The sequence below is a fragment of the Pseudoalteromonas sp. ABE4_541 genome, assembly GCF_056312285.1.
Genome location: NZ_JBSVEM010000019.1, coordinates 30,555 through 48,640, shown reverse-complemented (window position 1 = coordinate 48,640; position 18,086 = coordinate 30,555). Strand labels below are relative to the sequence as shown.

General features: G+C 41.4%; 13 protein-coding genes. 11 read left to right on the top strand and 2 right to left on the bottom strand.

Annotated features, from left to right (window positions below; all coding sequences use genetic code 11):
- The first annotated feature begins 33 nt into the window (after nt 1-33).
- The 7 genes from ACW689_RS16950 (at nt 34) to ACW689_RS16920 (ending at nt 11,127) form a co-directional block, all read left to right on the top strand.
- On the top strand, nt 34-1,023 hold the full coding sequence (locus ACW689_RS16950; RefSeq protein ID WP_476293181.1) for a TauD/TfdA family dioxygenase: 990 nt from the start codon (nt 34-36) through the stop codon (nt 1,021-1,023).
- A gap of 72 nt (nt 1,024-1,095) precedes the next feature.
- Nucleotides 1,096-5,805 (top strand): amino acid adenylation domain-containing protein, encoded by a 4,710-nt coding sequence (locus ACW689_RS16945; RefSeq protein WP_476293179.1) that lies wholly within the window; start codon nt 1,096-1,098, stop codon nt 5,803-5,805.
- The gene (locus ACW689_RS16940; RefSeq protein ID WP_476293178.1) at nt 5,806-6,048 is read left to right on the top strand and encodes a hypothetical protein; all 243 of its coding nucleotides are present in this window, start codon (nt 5,806-5,808) and stop codon (nt 6,046-6,048) included.
- Between the two features lie 122 nt (nt 6,049-6,170).
- Complete coding sequence (locus ACW689_RS16935) at nt 6,171-7,202, top strand: cytochrome-c peroxidase (protein WP_476293176.1); 1,032 nt, start codon at nt 6,171-6,173, stop codon at nt 7,200-7,202.
- On the top strand, nt 7,199-9,514 hold the full coding sequence (locus ACW689_RS16930; protein WP_476293175.1) for a response regulator: 2,316 nt from the start codon (nt 7,199-7,201) through the stop codon (nt 9,512-9,514). The genes ACW689_RS16935 and ACW689_RS16930 overlap by 4 nt, the downstream gene beginning before the upstream one ends.
- Nucleotides 9,515-9,728: 214 nt before the next feature.
- The gene (locus ACW689_RS16925; RefSeq protein WP_476293174.1) at nt 9,729-10,445 is read left to right on the top strand and encodes a substrate-binding periplasmic protein; all 717 of its coding nucleotides are present in this window, start codon (nt 9,729-9,731) and stop codon (nt 10,443-10,445) included.
- Nucleotides 10,446-10,569: 124 nt separating this feature from the next.
- Nucleotides 10,570-11,127: a nuclear transport factor 2-like protein gene (locus tag ACW689_RS16920; protein ID WP_476293173.1), complete on the top strand. Its 558-nt coding sequence runs from the start codon at nt 10,570-10,572 to the stop codon at nt 11,125-11,127.
- A gap of 50 nt (nt 11,128-11,177) precedes the next feature.
- Here the strand turns inward: ACW689_RS16920 and ACW689_RS16915 are convergent, their stop codons facing one another.
- Nucleotides 11,178-12,512 (bottom strand): glycerophosphodiester phosphodiesterase family protein, encoded by a 1,335-nt coding sequence (locus ACW689_RS16915; RefSeq protein ID WP_476293172.1) that lies wholly within the window; start codon nt 12,510-12,512, stop codon nt 11,178-11,180.
- Nucleotides 12,513-12,646: 134 nt separating this feature from the next.
- Nucleotides 12,647-13,372 (bottom strand): sulfate transporter CysZ, encoded by a 726-nt coding sequence (gene cysZ, locus ACW689_RS16910; protein ID WP_476293171.1) that lies wholly within the window; start codon nt 13,370-13,372, stop codon nt 12,647-12,649.
- Between the two features lie 254 nt (nt 13,373-13,626).
- Here cysZ and paeA point away from each other — a divergent pair, with 254 nt between their 5' ends.
- From paeA to speA, 4 genes are all read left to right on the top strand, one after another.
- Entirely contained in the window at nt 13,627-14,928 is a 1,302-nt protein-coding gene (paeA, locus tag ACW689_RS16905) for a polyamine export protein PaeA (protein WP_476293169.1), read from the top strand.
- 78 nt (nt 14,929-15,006) lie between these two features.
- Nucleotides 15,007-15,288: a hypothetical protein gene (locus ACW689_RS16900; RefSeq protein ID WP_476293167.1), complete on the top strand. Its 282-nt coding sequence runs from the start codon at nt 15,007-15,009 to the stop codon at nt 15,286-15,288.
- A gap of 58 nt (nt 15,289-15,346) precedes the next feature.
- The gene (locus tag ACW689_RS16895; protein WP_476293166.1) at nt 15,347-15,937 is read left to right on the top strand and encodes a CBS domain-containing protein; all 591 of its coding nucleotides are present in this window, start codon (nt 15,347-15,349) and stop codon (nt 15,935-15,937) included.
- A 233-nt stretch (nt 15,938-16,170) separates the two neighbouring features.
- Nucleotides 16,171-18,084, top strand: coding sequence for a biosynthetic arginine decarboxylase (speA, locus tag ACW689_RS16890; protein WP_476293165.1), 1,914 nt, complete (start codon nt 16,171-16,173; stop codon nt 18,082-18,084).
- The last annotated feature ends 2 nt before the right edge of the window (nt 18,085-18,086 follow it).

The following is an 18,086-nucleotide window of genomic DNA, read 5'->3' as shown; positions in this document are numbered from 1 at the left end:
TAAAGAATTTAGAGACTAAATTGGAAGGAACGTATGGAAACTATAGTAACGTTATCTGAAAGCGAAATTAAAACAATTAGAAAAATCATACAAGACGTCAAGGCCGATCATGCGTCTGCAGAATGCGATAACTATATTCGGGATGCCTACAAGTATGTTGAGCGCATTCCAGCAAGCATTAAAAATGCAATTCGTGACTTAAAATATCGGGAAGACGAGCAGGATGTCTTGATCTTAAGAGGATTTCCCAAGGGGGAATTCACAAATATGGAAACGCCTGAACATTGGCAAGTGGTGCAACCTAATAATAAAGCCACGGGTATCGATTTTGCGTCCGTGATCCTATCGTCTATCTTAGGCTACATCTTTAGTTGGAAATCTCAGCAGTTTGGTAACTTTATCAATGATCTTATACCGATCAAAGGTATGGAGAACGAACAAGTTGGCAGCAGCAGTGCCACAACCTTAGCTTGGCATAATGAAGATTGTTTTCACCCTTGTATGCCTGATTACATTTGCCTTTATTGTTTGCGCAATGAAGAAGGTGTGAATACCAAGTTATGGAGTGTACGCCGATTGGCACAACACAAGAACCATCCCTATTACAAAGAGCTTTTTAAGCCTAATTATGAGTTTTTGGTCGATGTTTCTCACAACCAAGGATTAGCTGATGATGACAACACAATGGCTAATCTTGAGAACCAACCGCTCATATCTTCAGTTCTTTGGGGTGATGAAAGCTCGCCATATCTGAGTTTTGACCCTCATTTTATGCGCCCACTAAACGATAAAGCAAAGCAAGCGCTAGAGTGGCTCGAAGAAGTTATCAACAGTGATTACAGTCAATGTGCACTGCAAGAGTCAGACATTATCTTTTTCAATAACCACCGAGTTACTCATGGTCGAGAAGCATTTAGTGCCAAATTTGATGGCCAAGACCGTTGGTTAAGACGCATCTTAATCACCGAATCGTTACGGAAAAGCATAAAAGAACGAAAAGTACTAAAAAGTCATAAAATTTAAAGTGTTGTAGGCCGCCTCAACATCGTTTTGGCGGCTTTTGCATAATGTAACGAATAAAGTAATGGAATAAAAATGGGTGTATTAGAGTTAACTGAAATTTTAAAAACGAAAGGTATCAAGCTTGAGCTGGACAATGGCTCATTGAAGGTAAAGGCACCGAAAGGCGCTTTGGATAAGGCGTTAGCCGATACCTTAAAGGCGCAAAAACAAAATTTAATTGAATGGCTAAATAACAATGCAAGTGAACATTCGCCCGCAAGTTTGACAAAGCGACCTGATGAATCTCAAATCACTTTATCATATGGGCAAAATCGAATGTGGTTTTTAGATCACATTGACGATTCTAGTGATCTTTATAACGTGCCATTTGCACTGCGTTTAAAAGGAGACCTCAAGATAGATATTTTAGAGTCGACCTTTCAGGCAATTGCAATGCGTCATCACAGTTTACGTACTGTTTATGTACGTCAGCAAGACAAGGTCAACGCATCTTTGCGAGAATCATTAGATGGTCTATTTGAACACATAGATTTGAGTGACAAAAGCGAACAAGAAAGGGAATCATCAGCGCAGCAAATAGCCATTCAAGAGCGCAGTGTTGGATTTGATCTAGAAAAAGATTTAATGATCAGAGTTAAGTTAGTTACCCTTTGTGCTGGTGAATATCTTTTGTTTGTTACCTTGCATCACATTGCAACGGATGGCTGGTCAATGGGCGTGTTGCTCAAAGAACTGGGTGAGCTTTATAACTTATCGCTTGTGGATGAACAAGCTACATTGCCTGAGCTGGATATTCAGTATGCGGACTACGCTCATTGGCAGCATGCTCAGTTGCAGGGCGAGCAAAAAGAAGAACTTGTTAATTATTGGACTAAGCAGCTGCACGACATTCCACCACAGCATAACCTGCCACTCGATAGGCCTAGGCCGAAAGCACAGACATTTAATGGTAACACCTACGTTTTTGAAATTGACGGCACGACTGCCGAGCGTTTGCGTGCTTTATCAAGCAACAGTGGCACTACACTGTTTATGACTATGTTGTCTTTTTACGCTGCCATTCTTTATCGCTATAGTGGAGATCAAGATCTTGTGATCGGTACGCCTGTTGCAGGGCGAAGTGAACCTGAACTTGAGAATATTATTGGTTTATTTATCAACACCTTGGCTTTAAGAGTGGATTTGTCTGGCACACCAAATTTCACTGAGTTATTAAAGAGAGTGAGAAAAACAGCGTTAGATGCTTATGAACATCAAGCGCTACCATTTGAAATGTTGGTAGATGAACTGAATCCAGAACGAGCGGCGGCTTACAGTCCCATCTTTCAAGTTTTCTTTAGCTTGAGTGCGCGTAGTGAAGGGGGTATTGAACTAGCAGGTTTAGAAGTCGATTCTTTGATGCAATCAAACAATAATTCTAAGTTTGATTTGTGCCTAGATATTAGAGACTCTGCAGATTCACTTCATGCGCTGTGGGAATACAATACGGACTTATTCGATTTAGAAACGATAGAGCGTATGGCGGATCATATGAACACCTTGATTCATCGCGTTTTAGAGCAAAGTGAATTGAACTTGGATGCTGTGCCACTGTTAAGTGATGACGAAACAAGATTACAGGTTGTTCAATGGAACCAATCGGCACGAGATTACCCTCTAGACACTGCAATTCATAACTTATTTGAAGCTCAGGCTCAGCGTACTCCAAATGCAATTGCTGTGATGCATAAAGACACTGAACTCACATATGAAGCATTATCTCGGTTATCTGATGATCTAGCTCATACATTACTCGCTCAAGGGGTGAAGCCTGGGCAGTGCGTTGGTGTCTGTCTAGCGCCTTGTACCGAGCTAATAGTGTCAATTTTAGCTATTTTTAAGGTCGGAGCAGTATACGTGCCGTTGGATCCAGGTTACCCGAGCCAGCGTCTGTCACTTATTTGTAGTAAAGCTGACCTTCAAGTACTACTGACAAGTAAAAACATAAGCATAACCCTTGACGAATATTCAGGACCAGTTGTTTATGTTGAGTCATTGGTTCAATCTACACTCGAAACTCAATCGTTAACGCTTCCTGAGGTTGATGCAGAACAAGCCGCATATTTGTTGTTTACATCGGGTTCAACGGGTCAACCAAAAGGTGTACAGGTCAGTCACAGGAGCTTAGTGAACTTTTCTTTCTCCTTAATTGAAGAGTCGAATTTACAATCATGTGATCGCATGATGCAACTTGCTTCAATTAGCTTTGATGTTTTCTTTGAAGAAGTCATTCCTCCGCTGTTTATTGGTGCTACTGCGGTTCTAAAAGAAGAAACTCCACTTATTTCAGCATTGGACCTACAGCAAGTTATGGACCGTTATAAGGTTACTTGTGTCAACCTTAATACCGCGCATTGGCAACAATGGGTGAATGAACTTTACGAGCGAGGCATGACCCCACCAGATAGTTTACGTCTGGTGATTGTTGGTGGCGAAATCATTAATCCTGAGCGTTTAAAACAATGGAAAGCATACAATTTGCCACTGATCCATTTATACGGTCAAACGGAAGCTTGCTGCGACTCTATGATTTACCACTACCGACCTGAGGACCCTCTAGTTGAGGTTTTACCCATAGGTGGGCCTATTGCCAATACGCAAGTATACGTTTTAGATGAGCATATGCATATCCAGCCTATCGGTGTGGTTGGTGAAATTTATATAGGAGGCGCGGGATTAGCGATGGGTTATTATAATGCCCCTGAGCTGACTCGTTCGAAATTTGTGCCTAGTCCATTTATTGATGGGCAGTTGTTATGTAAAACAGGAGATCTTGGTAAAGCGCGTCCAGACGGTAATGTGGAGTATGTTGGTAGGGCCGATCAACAGGTCAAGTTGCGAGGATTCAGAATCGAGTTGGAAGAAATTGAAGCGTGTTTAATGAAGCTTCCTGAAGTAAAAGACAATGTTGTTATTGTGCGAGAGGATGAGCCTAACAATAAATACCTAGCAGCTTATGTCGTACTGCAAAATGATGAATATGAGCACAGCGAGTTAACAAGCCGATTGCGCGATGTACTTGGAAAGCAATTACCGCAATATATGGTTCCTTCAGCGTTTACTTATTTGAATACAATTCCTTTGACTGCGAACGCAAAAGTAGACAAAAGAACGCTACCCAAGCCAACCATAGAAAACCTAAAAAATAGTACTTATGTTGCACCTGAAACTGAGTTGGAGTCATTATTAGTTTCATTGTATGAGCAAACGCTAAAAACCGCTCCTATTGGTGTATCAGATAACTATTTTTCGATTGGTGGTGATTCGTTACGTGTGGTTGAACTGTCACTCAAAGCCCGAAAACACGATATATTCTTCGAGGTAAAGGATGTTTTTCAACATCAAACAATTCGCGAATTGGCTGACTTTTTAAGTAATAATCAGGAAACCGAGGCGAATATCGACAGTTTATTTGAAGAGATGGGGCAAGCAGAGGATTACTTAAATCCACTGCCAGATTCTGTTGAAGATGCTTATCCGGCAACTCAGTTGCAATGCTTTATGATTGAACAACATCAAAAAGCAGGAGAGAAGCAAGGTATTTATCACCCTTTGAATCTGTACGGTATAGACGAGCCTAACTTTGACCCCGATCTTTTTGAAAGCGCGTTAAATCGCCTCATTCACAAAAACCCAACTTATCGCACGGCATTTATTCCATCGCAAAAGTGGGGATACCTGCAGTGTGTGAAAAAACACCTTAACGTAAGTCTGCCTCGTGAAGATTTGTCTGACCTGAGTGAAACCCAAAGACATGACTATTTTGAAAAAGTTTTTGCTCGTGAGTTGGAGACTGGCTTTAAATTTGAGCAGCTAGATGACGAAATGATTCGTTTTGGACTGTATCGTATCAGTGACTCTAACTGGTATTTTCTAATGTCGAGCCACCACGTTATTGATGATGGTTGGGGGGTTGTTGCGATGATGAACGAGCTTATCCGTAGCTATCGGGCATTAAAGCTTTCACAATCCCTTCCTGAGTATGAAGTCAGTCAGGTATGTCGTGAGTTTTCTGCCTTGGATCGTATATCAGCTCGATCTGAATCGAGTCGAGCCTTTTGGCAAGAAAAGCTAGCTGGGTTTAATCCACTTAGGCTCAAGAGAAAAGGCGATGTGAGTGGCAAAATTGTGCAAGGTCATTTAGTAGATGGCCAGCGTGTTCCCTTAGAAAAGCTCAAGCTTTGTGCTCAATCTCAGCAAGTCACATTGCGTGCTGTATTTCTTTACGCTTATGCACACGCAATACAAACATGTATGGGAGACCAGGGCGTTGCGGTTGATGTTGTGACTAACGGTAGAAGCAGTGCGCTGTCGGACCCATTGTGTGGTGTAGGATTGTTTTGGCATTTATGCCCAGTTGTACTGAACACGCAAGTCACATCAAGTACGGCTCAGTTGAAAAGTATGCATGACTATCTATTAGCATTAGACTTACATGGCGCATATCCGATTGGCGCATTGGAAGATGTGGCTGGTTGTACTGAAATATCTGTTGCGGCTTTTAATTTTGTGCATTTTCACAATAAAGAAGACAGACAAACAGATGATGGCTTTAACATGCAAGTTTTGCATGCCAAAGATAGGTTTCACCACCCTATCAAGGCTTTTGTATCGCTTTCTCAAGATGAGTTGAGCGTACAAGCTTACTTCGAGTATGATGAAAGTTATTTTAGTGCGGCTGATGTCGCTGATATAGAAGAGCAAATGCTAGTAACTATCGATCAATTAGTTAAAGGATTTTAGATGAAAGAGCGTTCAATGCTTGAGTTACTAAGAGAAACTTTATCTAGTGTTTGGAGTAAAGTTAGTGTGCGAACGAAAACCAATCGCAAACTGGCTATCTTAGAAAACGCACAAGGAGATAGAGTTCGTTTGGAAGGAAAGTGGACCGGAGTTGGGTTTGGGAAAACGCTGTCGGATAAAAAGTTCGAGGATGAGGTGGAAGAGTATGTAAAGAAAGGGTACAAAATCATCTCGACAAACTAATTCTAAATAAATCGGGTAAAATTCATAAACAAGCCAGCATTGCTGGCTTGTTTTTTTTGTCTTCCCGCTGAACGACTATACTCAATGTCAAACTCAGTCTGAATTTGGGCATGGACGTGCTTATGGGCTTTAAATATGCATTGATTGTTTTAAGCGCATTGTCCGGCATTTTGATTAGCTTCGTGGTGCAGTTTAAATCAATTGACTCCTTAGCAAGCGGGCCGGATATTAACCAAGGTGGCAACTTTGCGGCCACAACGTTTATAGCGCGAGATGTTGATGCTGCTATTCAGCCTCTGCCTAAACTGGCAAGCTATGATGAGCAATGGGTGCAACTAGGTAAAGCACTATTCAAAAGTCCCCTTTTATCGGCAGATAACTCCGTGTCTTGTGCCTCTTGTCATGACCTTTATCACGGAGGTGAAGATGGATTTCCGGTCTCTTTAGGTATTAAACAGCAGTTAGGCGAGCGTAATTCTCCTACTGTGATCAATGCGGTGTTTAATTTTCGACAATTTTGGGACGGGCGTAGTGCCAATCTCTCTGAGCAAGTGCACGGGCCGATTCATAATCCCATCGAAATGGGGACTAATTGGAATGAAGTGATTAAAAAGCTAAAAACACAGTCTGGCTTTGTAAGCACTTTTGATCGGCTTTCAAATGATGGGATCACAACCCAAAATATTGTTAAGGCCATCGTACTATTTGAAGAATCACTGGTGTCGGAAGATACCCCCATTGATAGCTATTTGCTCGGTGATGAAAGTGCATTGACGGAGCAACAAAAGCGTGGTTACAAAAAGTTTATCGATTTTGGCTGTGTCACTTGTCATCAAGGTCAAAATATAGGGGGGAACTTATATCAAAAAATAGGCCGCTTAGATGCCGTTCCCGCTTTTTTATTGGCAGATCTGGGCCGATATAATCAAACAAAAAACGAGCAAGATAAGCATGTGTTTAAAGTGCCCAGTCTACGCAATGTAACTCTAACAGCGCCGTATTTTCATAATGGCTCGGTCGATGAGTTGTCTGATGCGATTCGGATCATGGCAAAAGGGCAGCTGGGCCTGAATTTAAAAGACGAAGATGTCGCAGATATCAAAGCGTTGTTTCAGTCATTTGAAGGGAAGCTTCCGAGGTCATTAAAAGAGTGAAATATATAATAGAAGTGGCACTACTGGCATTGGTTTGGTTTTTTGGCAATCAAGCCATTGATCATTATTTTCGATTGGGTGCACTACAAACACAATTACAACTCAAAACACAACTGAACCGTTTTGCTACGGAGTTATCATTGGAAACGATGTCTGCCATAGACCAAAACGTCTATCATTTTGATAAACACGCGCAAAAACAACTCGAGTATAAGCGAATTGCCCGTCAACTGAATGAGCAAGGTTTTATCAGCGACAGCATGAACCAACAAATGGCCCAGTTTGAGATTGCAGTAGATACCTATATGCAATTAGCTTCAATGCTAAAAACGTCGTTCCGGTATGTTGCCAAGCAAAGTGTGAACAGTCATAACATTTACAGCACATATGGTAAAACTTTCGATCATAGCGCAGCCTTAGTATCTAACCTACAAGTGACAAACTCAGCATCCACAATCAATGCGGTAACAGCACAATTAAATGAACAACTAAAAGAGTTGGAAAGGATAGAAAAGCAAATGCCGAAGGTTAGGGTTATGCGCTTACATATTGAGTTTATTATTGCCAATGCGAGCGATGCATCAAGTCTGCTACAACCTATTCGAGAAAACTCGCTATCTCGTACTATTTTGCAAGAAATACAGTCGCTGAATCAATCCATCGACGAGGAATACTGGCATGTCACCAAGTACATACTTTTATCTCTTGTCTTGATTTTTGCATTAGTGATTGTCGCCATGTTAAGGCTAATGCTGGAGCTCAAACGTGCGAATCAGGCGGCAACACAGGCGTCAGAAACCAAGTCTATGTTCTTATCCAATATGTCCCATGAAATAAGAACGCCCATGAATGGTATCGTTGGACTGACAGATATATTGCTCTTAACATCGCTTTCGGTAACACAAAGAAACTACCTTGAGAAAATTCGTTTTTCTGCAAATGCACTAACAACAATCATCAATGATATTTTAGACTTTTCGAAAATTGAATCGAAAAAATTGCACATAGAGCGGGCCAACTTTCAGTTTGAAGAGTTACTAGATAATGTGCGCTCTTTAATTTCCCCACTCGCAAATTCCAAAGGCATTAAGCTCGTTTTTGATATAGACCCGCAATTAAAAACCTTCTACTTGGGGGATTCAGTGCGAATTGGTCAGATATTACTGAACTTAATGTCAAATGCAGTGAAGTTTACACAAAACGGTTCAGTTACACTGAAGATCACTACAATTCCCCATATAAACGACCCCGACTTTGAGTGGCTAGAAATATCCGTAATAGATACAGGGATTGGCATTGACTCATCAAGGATAACACAGCTGTTTGACCGCTTTACGCAAGGGGAATCCTCAACAACACGAAAATATGGCGGAACTGGTTTGGGGTTGACGATTTGTAAATTACTCACAGAGTTAATGGGTGGGGAGATCACCGTCGAGAGTGAATATGCAAAAGGGTCTGCGTTTACCGTTAAGTTGCCGCTACAAGTGGGAGAGGATGATAGTCATAAGGGAACAATCAAGGAGCAGGGTTCAATACTCATCGTAGAAGATGACCCAATTTACATGGAGATAAGTACGAGCATTGCAAATTCAATTGGATATAAGGTAACTGGAGCATTGAGTGGTGCTTGTGCGAAAGAGTTACTAGCAGCTAAATCATTTGATGTGCTTTTACTTGACTGGGTATTACCTGATTGCGAAGCAGATAGATTGTTGGAAGACTTGCGGGGAGCATCAAGATTGCCTAATCAGGTGGTTATTTATACTGCCCATCCTGATACGCTCATAAATCATTACGTTGACTATCCAGTATTGTCTAAGCCGTTACTAAAAAAAGATTTAATGGATGCGTTAAATGGCACTCTGCATCAGGACGAGCATGGCAAAGTTGCCAGCCAAACTGTGCAAGAAGATTTGAATGGACCGCGACCAAATAAGTGCAAAGTCCTTTTAGTGGAGGATAATGAGATAAATAGAATTGTTGCCCTAAAAATGTTGAATGATTTGGGCGTAGAAGTCACCACGGTTGTGAATGGCCGCGAAGCTGTGGATACGGTCATTGAGCACAAAGGGAGCTTTGACCTAGTACTGATGGATATTCAAATGCCTATCATGGATGGGGTAGAGGCAACAAAGGCGATCCGGCAAATATACTCACCCGAGTCGCTCAATATTATTGCGCTGACCGCCAATGTGATGGAGACGGAAATTGACAAATACACTGTGGCGGGTATGAACGGTCATTTGGGTAAGCCATTTAAAATGAGCGCGCTTGAAAACCTGCTTAATAGATGCACAAATTGGCGATAGGTTGAGTCTTCGAAGTTTTATCTCAGGCTTAGTTGTCTCAAAGCAATTAAATACATCAACTACATCATCCAAGAATTGATCGCAGATGCTTAAGCCCTTTGTTAGACTGCCCGCTGACAACGTAACGTGTTTGTCTGTGCTAAAATATTAAACAGTTGTATTCAGTAAGGGGTCGGTTATTTCTATTCGATGTAAATTAGCGAAGTTGATATGGGTGACTCTCTTACTGAGTGTTTTTTTACCTTGTAGTGCTTCAGAAGACGACCCTTTGCTTGTCGCATTCGGCCAAAGTCGTCCACCTTATGTTGATGAGGGAAGTCAGTCAGGGATCAGCATAGAATTATTTGATAATGTCGCCAAGTTACTGAAATGGAGTTACAAGCCTGTATACGTGTCTAATAAACGTATGGAACGTTTGTTGACTAAAGGTAAAGTGGACATTGCTATTGAAGTACAAAAAACGAGTAGCACGCTATTTTATTCTATGCCCTTTATCTCATACAGTAACTACGCTGTTCATAGCCATGATCCCAAATTTAAACTAACGACTATTGCCCAATTACAAAATTACAGCGTGTGTGCGTGGCAAAATGCCCGTGAGCATCTTTCGTTGCCACAAGCGTTTGTCGGCAAGGCAGATTATTTTGAGTACCCAAAGCAGCAAGAACAAGTCATCGATTGGCTGGCGGGCAAATGTGAAGTTATTTTGATTGATGATACCTTATTGAGTTGGCATTTAATGCGGCTCAGAGAGGGGAAAGCAAGCTATGCGAATTGGAACTGGGGGAAAGTTTTGTTACCTGTTAAAAGCAATCCGTTATGGTTTTACGCAGGCTTCCGTGATGAACAGCTACGAGATAGTTTTAACTTCGCGTTACAGCGTCTCAAAGAGAGCGGGAGATATACGCAGATCCGTGAGATGATCAGGTAGGTTATTCTTATCCGCAGTAATCCTTAATTATTGAGAGGGATTCAATCTGACACTGGCTGCATTAAAAATTTCTTACGTGCTTTCACTCATCTAATAATAATTATTGTTTAAGAGAACGAAAAGAATGAAATGTCTATGTATAATAGCGACAAGTGTATGTTTATTATCGAACATCGCATATGGTGATGAACAACAGACTTCAGGAAAACACAATGTAGCAACGATAGCCACTGAATATATTGCAACACTCGATAATGATTATAAAAAGCAACGTACTTTTTATACCGCAAACACGCACTTTAAAGACCCAACATCTGCTCAATTCGGTCCCATGTGGGATATAAAAGGGGGTGATAACATCGCCGACTTTTTTGAAAAGGTGGGCAAAGAATATGGTGTGTTAGAGGTAAAAAACAAAGTCACTAGAATGTTGGTTGAACCGCCGTTTGTGATTGCTAACATTGACTCGGTAGTGACAACGTGCGCGGTTGCTTTGAATTACCCGACGAAATCTTATACCGGTACCATTGAACTTGTGATGGTGTTAAAAATTAATGGTCGCCATATTGTTGAAAGAACTGATTATGTGGATTACTCCAGCGCATGGCAATTTGTGGAGCTGTTATCTCCCAGTCTGGCAGCGAAAAAGTCGGACGATAGGTGCCAAGCGAAACAAATTTAAAAGATATATTTGAGTAAGGGCCAATTACGGCCCTTACCAGTAAAATACGGTTAAATACTCGGTGTCATGCCCATACAACTAGCATAGAAAGTAGTTGTTGCAGGCCAGTCGCTGAATACACCTATAACGCCCACCTCCTTTGCCAACACATCCAGTAATACTAAAGCATCAGCATCACTATCAATTGCATCTTTAATTGACTGATAATACCAACCACCACCTGTTGCAAGTTGCCCAGAGCGCTCTAATGTCCAAGTGATGATTTTCAACCCCGCTTCTTTGGCGGCTTTTGCGTACGCGGAAGGTACGATGTTGTTGTCATTATCCAAAGTGACCAGCATCCACAAGGGGGGAGCGATGATTTTCACGCCATCATTGCTCAGCTCAGTCATAGTTGGCTGCCAAGTATCAGGATTGTTTGGGTTAAAACCAGCAACATCATAGCGGTCGTCAAGGTAAACCGCTTGTGTACCAAACTCAGCTTCGTTACCAATCCAGTATTTAACATCATCAAGATTAAATGACTGAGCAAATACCTTGCTTGCATCGACACCGGCTGCTTTGTATTCATCAATCATTTTTTGTGCGTACATCTGCTGTGTCATACCATCAAATGGCATATCAACGCTGGCTGATTTAAGCTCGGGTGTCATTTTGACGTTAAGTGATTTGAATAGCTCGATGCTTTCTTTGTGTGTTAATAAAGTCCCTTGGCTTGAGTATAAATCTGTACGCCAATTTGCGGTGCCAGCTAGGTATTCATCGACGGTGCTAGCAAGCGAGTTTGCACCGTCCATTTTGCCTTTTAGTTGTTTGAACTCAGCTAGTGTGATGTCAGATGTACAGCATTTTGCACTGGCTGGGGTGCCGGATGCTTTGTCAGCAGGTGTGAATGGTTCTGAACATTTGGCCGCAAGCTCTGGAATGGCAAGAATATTGGTTGTGGTATGTAAGTCACATTGAGAGTGACGACACACTAGCTCTTTGTCTTTGGTAAAGGTCACATCACATTCAAGAATACCTGCGCCCATTTTGGCTGCTGCGACATAAGACTCTTTAGTATGCTCTGGATATTGCATTGGTGCACCGCGGTGACCAATAGAGAAATCAGTTTTATAAAACGGACCGTCCTGACAGGCTTCTAGCTTGGTTTTTAATGTGCCAGATTCAAGTTGATTAACCAGAAATTGTGCTCGGGTACCAATTTGAATGTCTTTTACTGTGCCTTTGGCAACTTCCACAATCACTGGCACTTCTACTTTTTCGACCACGGTAATGGGTTTTTCAACAACGACTTCTTTGGTGACTTCTTTTATTTCGGTGTCGTCATCACAGCCGCTAAGCGCCAGTAGCGCAGTCATAGAGAGTAATAATTTAAACTTCATGTCAGTACTTCGTCTGTTTATAAAAGGAAAACAAACGTTAACAGCGGAAAATGACGGAAATATTATAAGGCTATGACATTTAAGAGGTTAGAGCTGTTTTAGGTTAACAGCTCTAACTTGTGAATTGTCTCGTTCTAGCGGTAATTTGAACGGTAGTTATCCACCCATAAACGGGTTGCGCCGCACACTGCGACGGGCATTACAATGAGGTTAACAATTGGAATAGACGTTAATAAAAAGACAGCAAAGCCAAAGCCGTATGATAAACCTTGCTTAGACCTTAAGTCTTCTTTCATTTGTTTAAAGTGAATTTTATGATTGTCAAACGGATAGTCATTATATTGAACGTTATACATCCAGCAGGTGAATAACACCCATAGCACTTGACCAATAACAGGTAAGATCCATAACAAGATAAAAAAGCCAATAGCACGAGGTAGGTAGTAGCACAGTTTGGTCCATTCTCTGCCAAGCATTCTTGGTACATCCTTGATAAGATCTGCAAACCCATCATCATTGATCTTTTGGCCTGTTAAGTGCATTTCTACTTTTTCGCTCAGCAAGCCGTTAAACGGTGCCGCAATAAAGTTGGTAATAACGGTAAATACCATACTGTAGCTGAAAAGAATGACCAAAATGGCAATAGGCCACATTAACCACTCAAGCCAGCTTAACCAGCTTGGTAACAGTGAGTTCATGTAATCAAAGCCTTGAGTTAGCCAATCGACAAGAAAGAACAATGAGCTTCCGAAAAGTAAAACATTGATAAAAAGAGGAATAAAAACAAAGCGTTTTAATCCTTTTTGGGTGATAAGTGAAAACCCCGATAAAAAATATTCAAAGCCTCGGCCTAGTTGCACAAAAAACCTCTTTCGAAAATATTGCAATGATCACAGTATAAGCTGGCTCTTATAACGAATAAACCCAAAGAAGTAACAAACTATTACGAATAAATTGCAAGTCAGGGGGATATTGCAAAGTGGTGCTTAATTTATTTTATAACTAATTGAAATTTAGTGGTTTATATTTATTGCTTACTAAGAGGGTTAGGCTACAATTGCTCACTTTTTGTTATTTTTGAAAAGCCTAAACCGTTTTCTATTGGAGAAATTGAGTGACCGAATTGCTTGGTATTGTGTGTTTAATTTTGATCAGTGCATTGTTTGCTATGTCAGAAATAGCCATTGCGGCTGCGCGTAAAATTAAGCTTAAAATCATGGTAGACGAGGGCAATCATAGTGCGGAGCAAGTGTTAAAACTGCAAGCTAATCCCGGTGCTTTTTTTGCCATGATCCAGATAGCGTTAAATGCGATAGCCATATTAGGCGGCATTCTTGGCGAACAAGCGCTGACAGAGCAAGTAAGCGAATATGTTGGCATGATTTATCAAGGGCCGATGCTTGGGCAGATCAGCTTTGTCATCTCGTTTTTAGTTATCACTTCACTATTCATTTTATTTGCTGATTTATTACCTAAACGGATTGCTATGCTGATGCCAGAAGCCGTGGCAGTGAGAATTGTGGGGTTGATGAATGGGGTAACGCTAGCGTTCAAACCGTTGGTGGCATTTTTTAATGGCGTTACAAATTTAGTATTAAAATTACTCGCATTACCGACTGAGCGTAAAGATGAAGTAACCACAGAAGAAATCGTAGCGATTATGGACGCAGGTGCAAAAAGCGGAAGTTTGCAGGCGCAAGAGTACCAACTCATTGGCAATGTCTTGGATCTAGAGTGCCGAACCTTGCCTATGGCTATGACCACACGTGAATCTATCGTTTATTTTGATATTGATGATGATAGCGAAACCATCAATCAAAAAATTCTGGCCAATCCACATAACCATTTTTTGGTGGTTGATGGGCACTTAGACAAATTATTAGGCTACGTTGACACCAAGCAAATTTTACAGCAATTGCTGCGCGGTGAAGCGGTTCACTTGAGTGATCAGATCATCGAAAAAGAAGTGTTTTACCTACCAGAAACACTGACGCTTTCAGAAGCGCTTAATGCGTTTAAAACAACCAGTGGGCAGTTTGCTGTAGTGGTGAACGAATATGCCTTGATTGTGGGCATTGTTACCATCAAGGATCTCATGACGAGCTTTATGGGTGACTTGGTTACGGTACATGGCGAAGAGCAAATTGTACAGCGTGATAACGAATCTTGGCTGGTGGATGGCAGTACGCCTATGGTCGATCTATGCAAGGTTTTAGGTTGGGATGATGTACCAGAAGCCAATCAATATGAAACGGTTGCTGGTTTTTTGATTTATCGCTTAAAGCGTTTGCCAAAGCGCGCTGATCATATTTTTTGTGCAGGTTTCAAGTTTGAGGCAATTGACATCGAAGGCGTACGCGTTGAGCAGTTGTTAGTGAGCCGAGCAAAAGACGAGCATTTAGAGATAAAGCTTTAACACTTGATAAATGTGCAACATGCCCATACACTGAAGTTAGGTACTTAATTTTATTGTACCTAACTTTTTGGAGATCCAATGCGTCTGAGTAAGTGGTTTGTTATATCTTGTTTGTGTGTGCTGTTCCTGTCGGTAACAAGCGCGCCAATGAGCTATGCAAAAGTACAAGACCACTATGAGCAGCAACAATCGGTATTTATTGACTCTGATTCAATAGACCATGATCCTCAAGGCTTGATCATAAATGCAGCAACATACAACTTTGATGTTGTTGCCTTTGAGCCTATAGCGAAAGATGCTTCGCTCATTTATGATTCTACATCATTTCACTTAAGTATTCGCGCACCACCTGTTTTATAAACTTATCTAAAAAAATCAAAGTTTTTTATTGTCAGTTTATGAATACAAAGGTGCAGTTATGTCTAAATATCATACTCTTCGTAGCCAGTCGGCTGCGCTAAATACACGTTTTAACACATCACTTGATAGCTGTGTTACGGTTTCGCTTGATAGCCCTGCAAGCAGTGTTATGCATGGTTTCCATCAAGTGCCACCGCAATTAGTAGACGAACGCACAAGCCTCGATGATGCGCTGCTGATCATGCAGCAAACACACATGCGTACGAGCTTTGTTGTTGATGAAAAAAATAACATGTTAGGTGTTATCTCTAAAGCGAGATTAACCAGCAGCTATGTGTTGAAAATTTCGGCTAAAACAGGTGTGAATCGTGCTGATCTAACGGTGCGAGATGTCATGATCCCACTATCTTCCTTGAACAGCATTGGTGAGCTAGCCATGCGTAATGCCCGAGTGGGGGATGTGATACAAAGTATGGAAAATGCCAGTCAAGAATATTTGCTGGTGGTAAGTCAAGCGCCCAAATGTATATGCGGATATTTTGATTTAATTGATATGAGTCGGATGGTGGGCTATCCCCTTAACCAAGTTAAGCAAGCAAACACATTTAGTGAAATTGTAGACAGCCTTTGGCACCACGCCGAAATCTAAAGAATTCCGATTATCTTACTTTCCTGAGTAAGATAATTTGATGCTCCTAAGTAATAAAGTTAATGAAACCAAGGCACCAAAAAAAAGGTGCCTTTTTCATGCCAAAAATTTACCGAGGTTAAGTAAGTTTTCTAATCTTAAAGAGTAATTTATTTCGTTAGACACATACCCATAATTTATTTCTAATGCGCAAAATAAAGACCCCACTATTTTATTTACTTTAAGGAACTTTAATGACCAATACCACCTCCTCTGAACTAGCGCGTGAATGTTACAACGTGCGCCATTGGAGCCAAGGCTTTTATGGCATCAATGATCAAGGAGAGGTTACTGCAACCCCTAAACTCGCGCAGCCTGAGCACGCTGTTACCTTAGTTGAAATTGCTCAGAAAATTAAATCGCAAGGTTACACCTTGCCAGCTTTAGTGCGTTTTCCTCAAATACTGAGTCAACGCGTAAACAGTATTTGTGATGCATTTAACCAAACGATTACTGACTATCAATATCCAAAAGATTATTTGTTAGTTTATCCAATCAAAGTGAACCAGCAAAAAGAAGTGGTTGAAGGATTGATCGCAAGCCAGATTGGTAAAGAGCAAAAGCAATTAGGGCTTGAAGCGGGTAGTAAAGCCGAGCTATTAACAGTGCTTGCATTAAGCGAGCAAACATCAGCGGTGATCGTGTGTAATGGTTACAAAGACAAAGAGTATGTTCGTTTGGCATTACTTGGTGAAAAACTGGGCCACCAAGTTTATATCGTGTTGGAAAAACGTTCTGAGTTAGACATTGTATTAGAGCAAGCGAAAGCGTTAAACGTTACACCCAGATTAGGGCTACGTGTTCGTTTAGCGTCGCAAGGTAAAGGCAAATGGCAAGCCAGTGGTGGTGAAAAGTCTAAGTTTGGTTTGTCGGCGTCGCAAGTGTTGACGGTGATAAACCAACTAGAGCAGGCCCAGATGTTAAGTGCATTGCAGTTAGTGCACTTTCATCTTGGCTCGCAAATGGCCAATATCCGCGATGTCAGACTGGGTGTAGGCGAAGCGGCAAGGTTTTATTGTGAATTACGTCGTTTAGGCGCTAATTTACAGTGTTTAGACGTGGGTGGCGGTTTAGCAGTTGATTATGATGGCACGCGCAGCCAGTCACATAACTCGATGAACTATAGCTTGGCCGAATATGCCAATAATATTGTGTACACAATTGGCGATACATGTAAGCAATACGAACAGCCGATGCCTAGAATTATTTCTGAGTCTGGGCGTGCTTTGACCGCGCACCATGCTGTGCTGGTAACAGATGTGATCGGGACTGAAAGTTATCAGCCCGAGGTAGTTGTTGCACCAAGTAATGAAGCGCCAAGACTGCTACATAATATGTGGACGTCATGGCAAGCATTGAGTGGACAAAGCGATGACCGTGCATTAATAGAAATTTATCATGACACGCAAAGTGATTTAGCAGAAGTACATAGCCAATTTGCAATGGGCTTATTAAACCTAGAGCAAAGGGCGTGGGCTGAACAAATAAACTTGCGCGTATGCTATGAGCTGAATCAACGCATGGACAACAAAAACCGCTTTCATCGCCCTATTATTGATGAATTGAGTGCAAAGTTAGCGGATAAGTTCTTTGTGAATTTTTCTTTGTTTCAGTCATTGCCGGATGCTTGGGGCATTGAGCTGGTATTCCCTGTATTACCCCTGAGTGGACTGACTGAAGCGCCGAAAAAGCGTGCGGTGCTACTTGATATAACCTGTGATTCAGATGGCACGATTGAGCATTATGTGGATGGTCAAGGTATTGAAAGTACATTACCTGTGCCTGAGTTTCATAACGACAAGCCCTATTTGCTCGGGTTCTTTTTAGTCGGTGCTTATCAAGAAATTTTAGGTGATATGCATAACCTATTTGGTGACACGCATAGTGTGATGGCAACACTGGACAATGATGGCATGTTGCATCTGAGTGATGTTGACTGTGGTGACACGGTAGCAGATATGATGCGCTATGTGCATTTAGATGTTGCTCAGTTTAAGAGTAATTTTGCAAAGTTAGTTAAAAGTAAGCTGCCAGAAAATGAACAAGCAATTTGCTTGGCTGAATTGGAACAAGGTTTAGATGGTTACACTTATTTGGAAGATGTTTAATA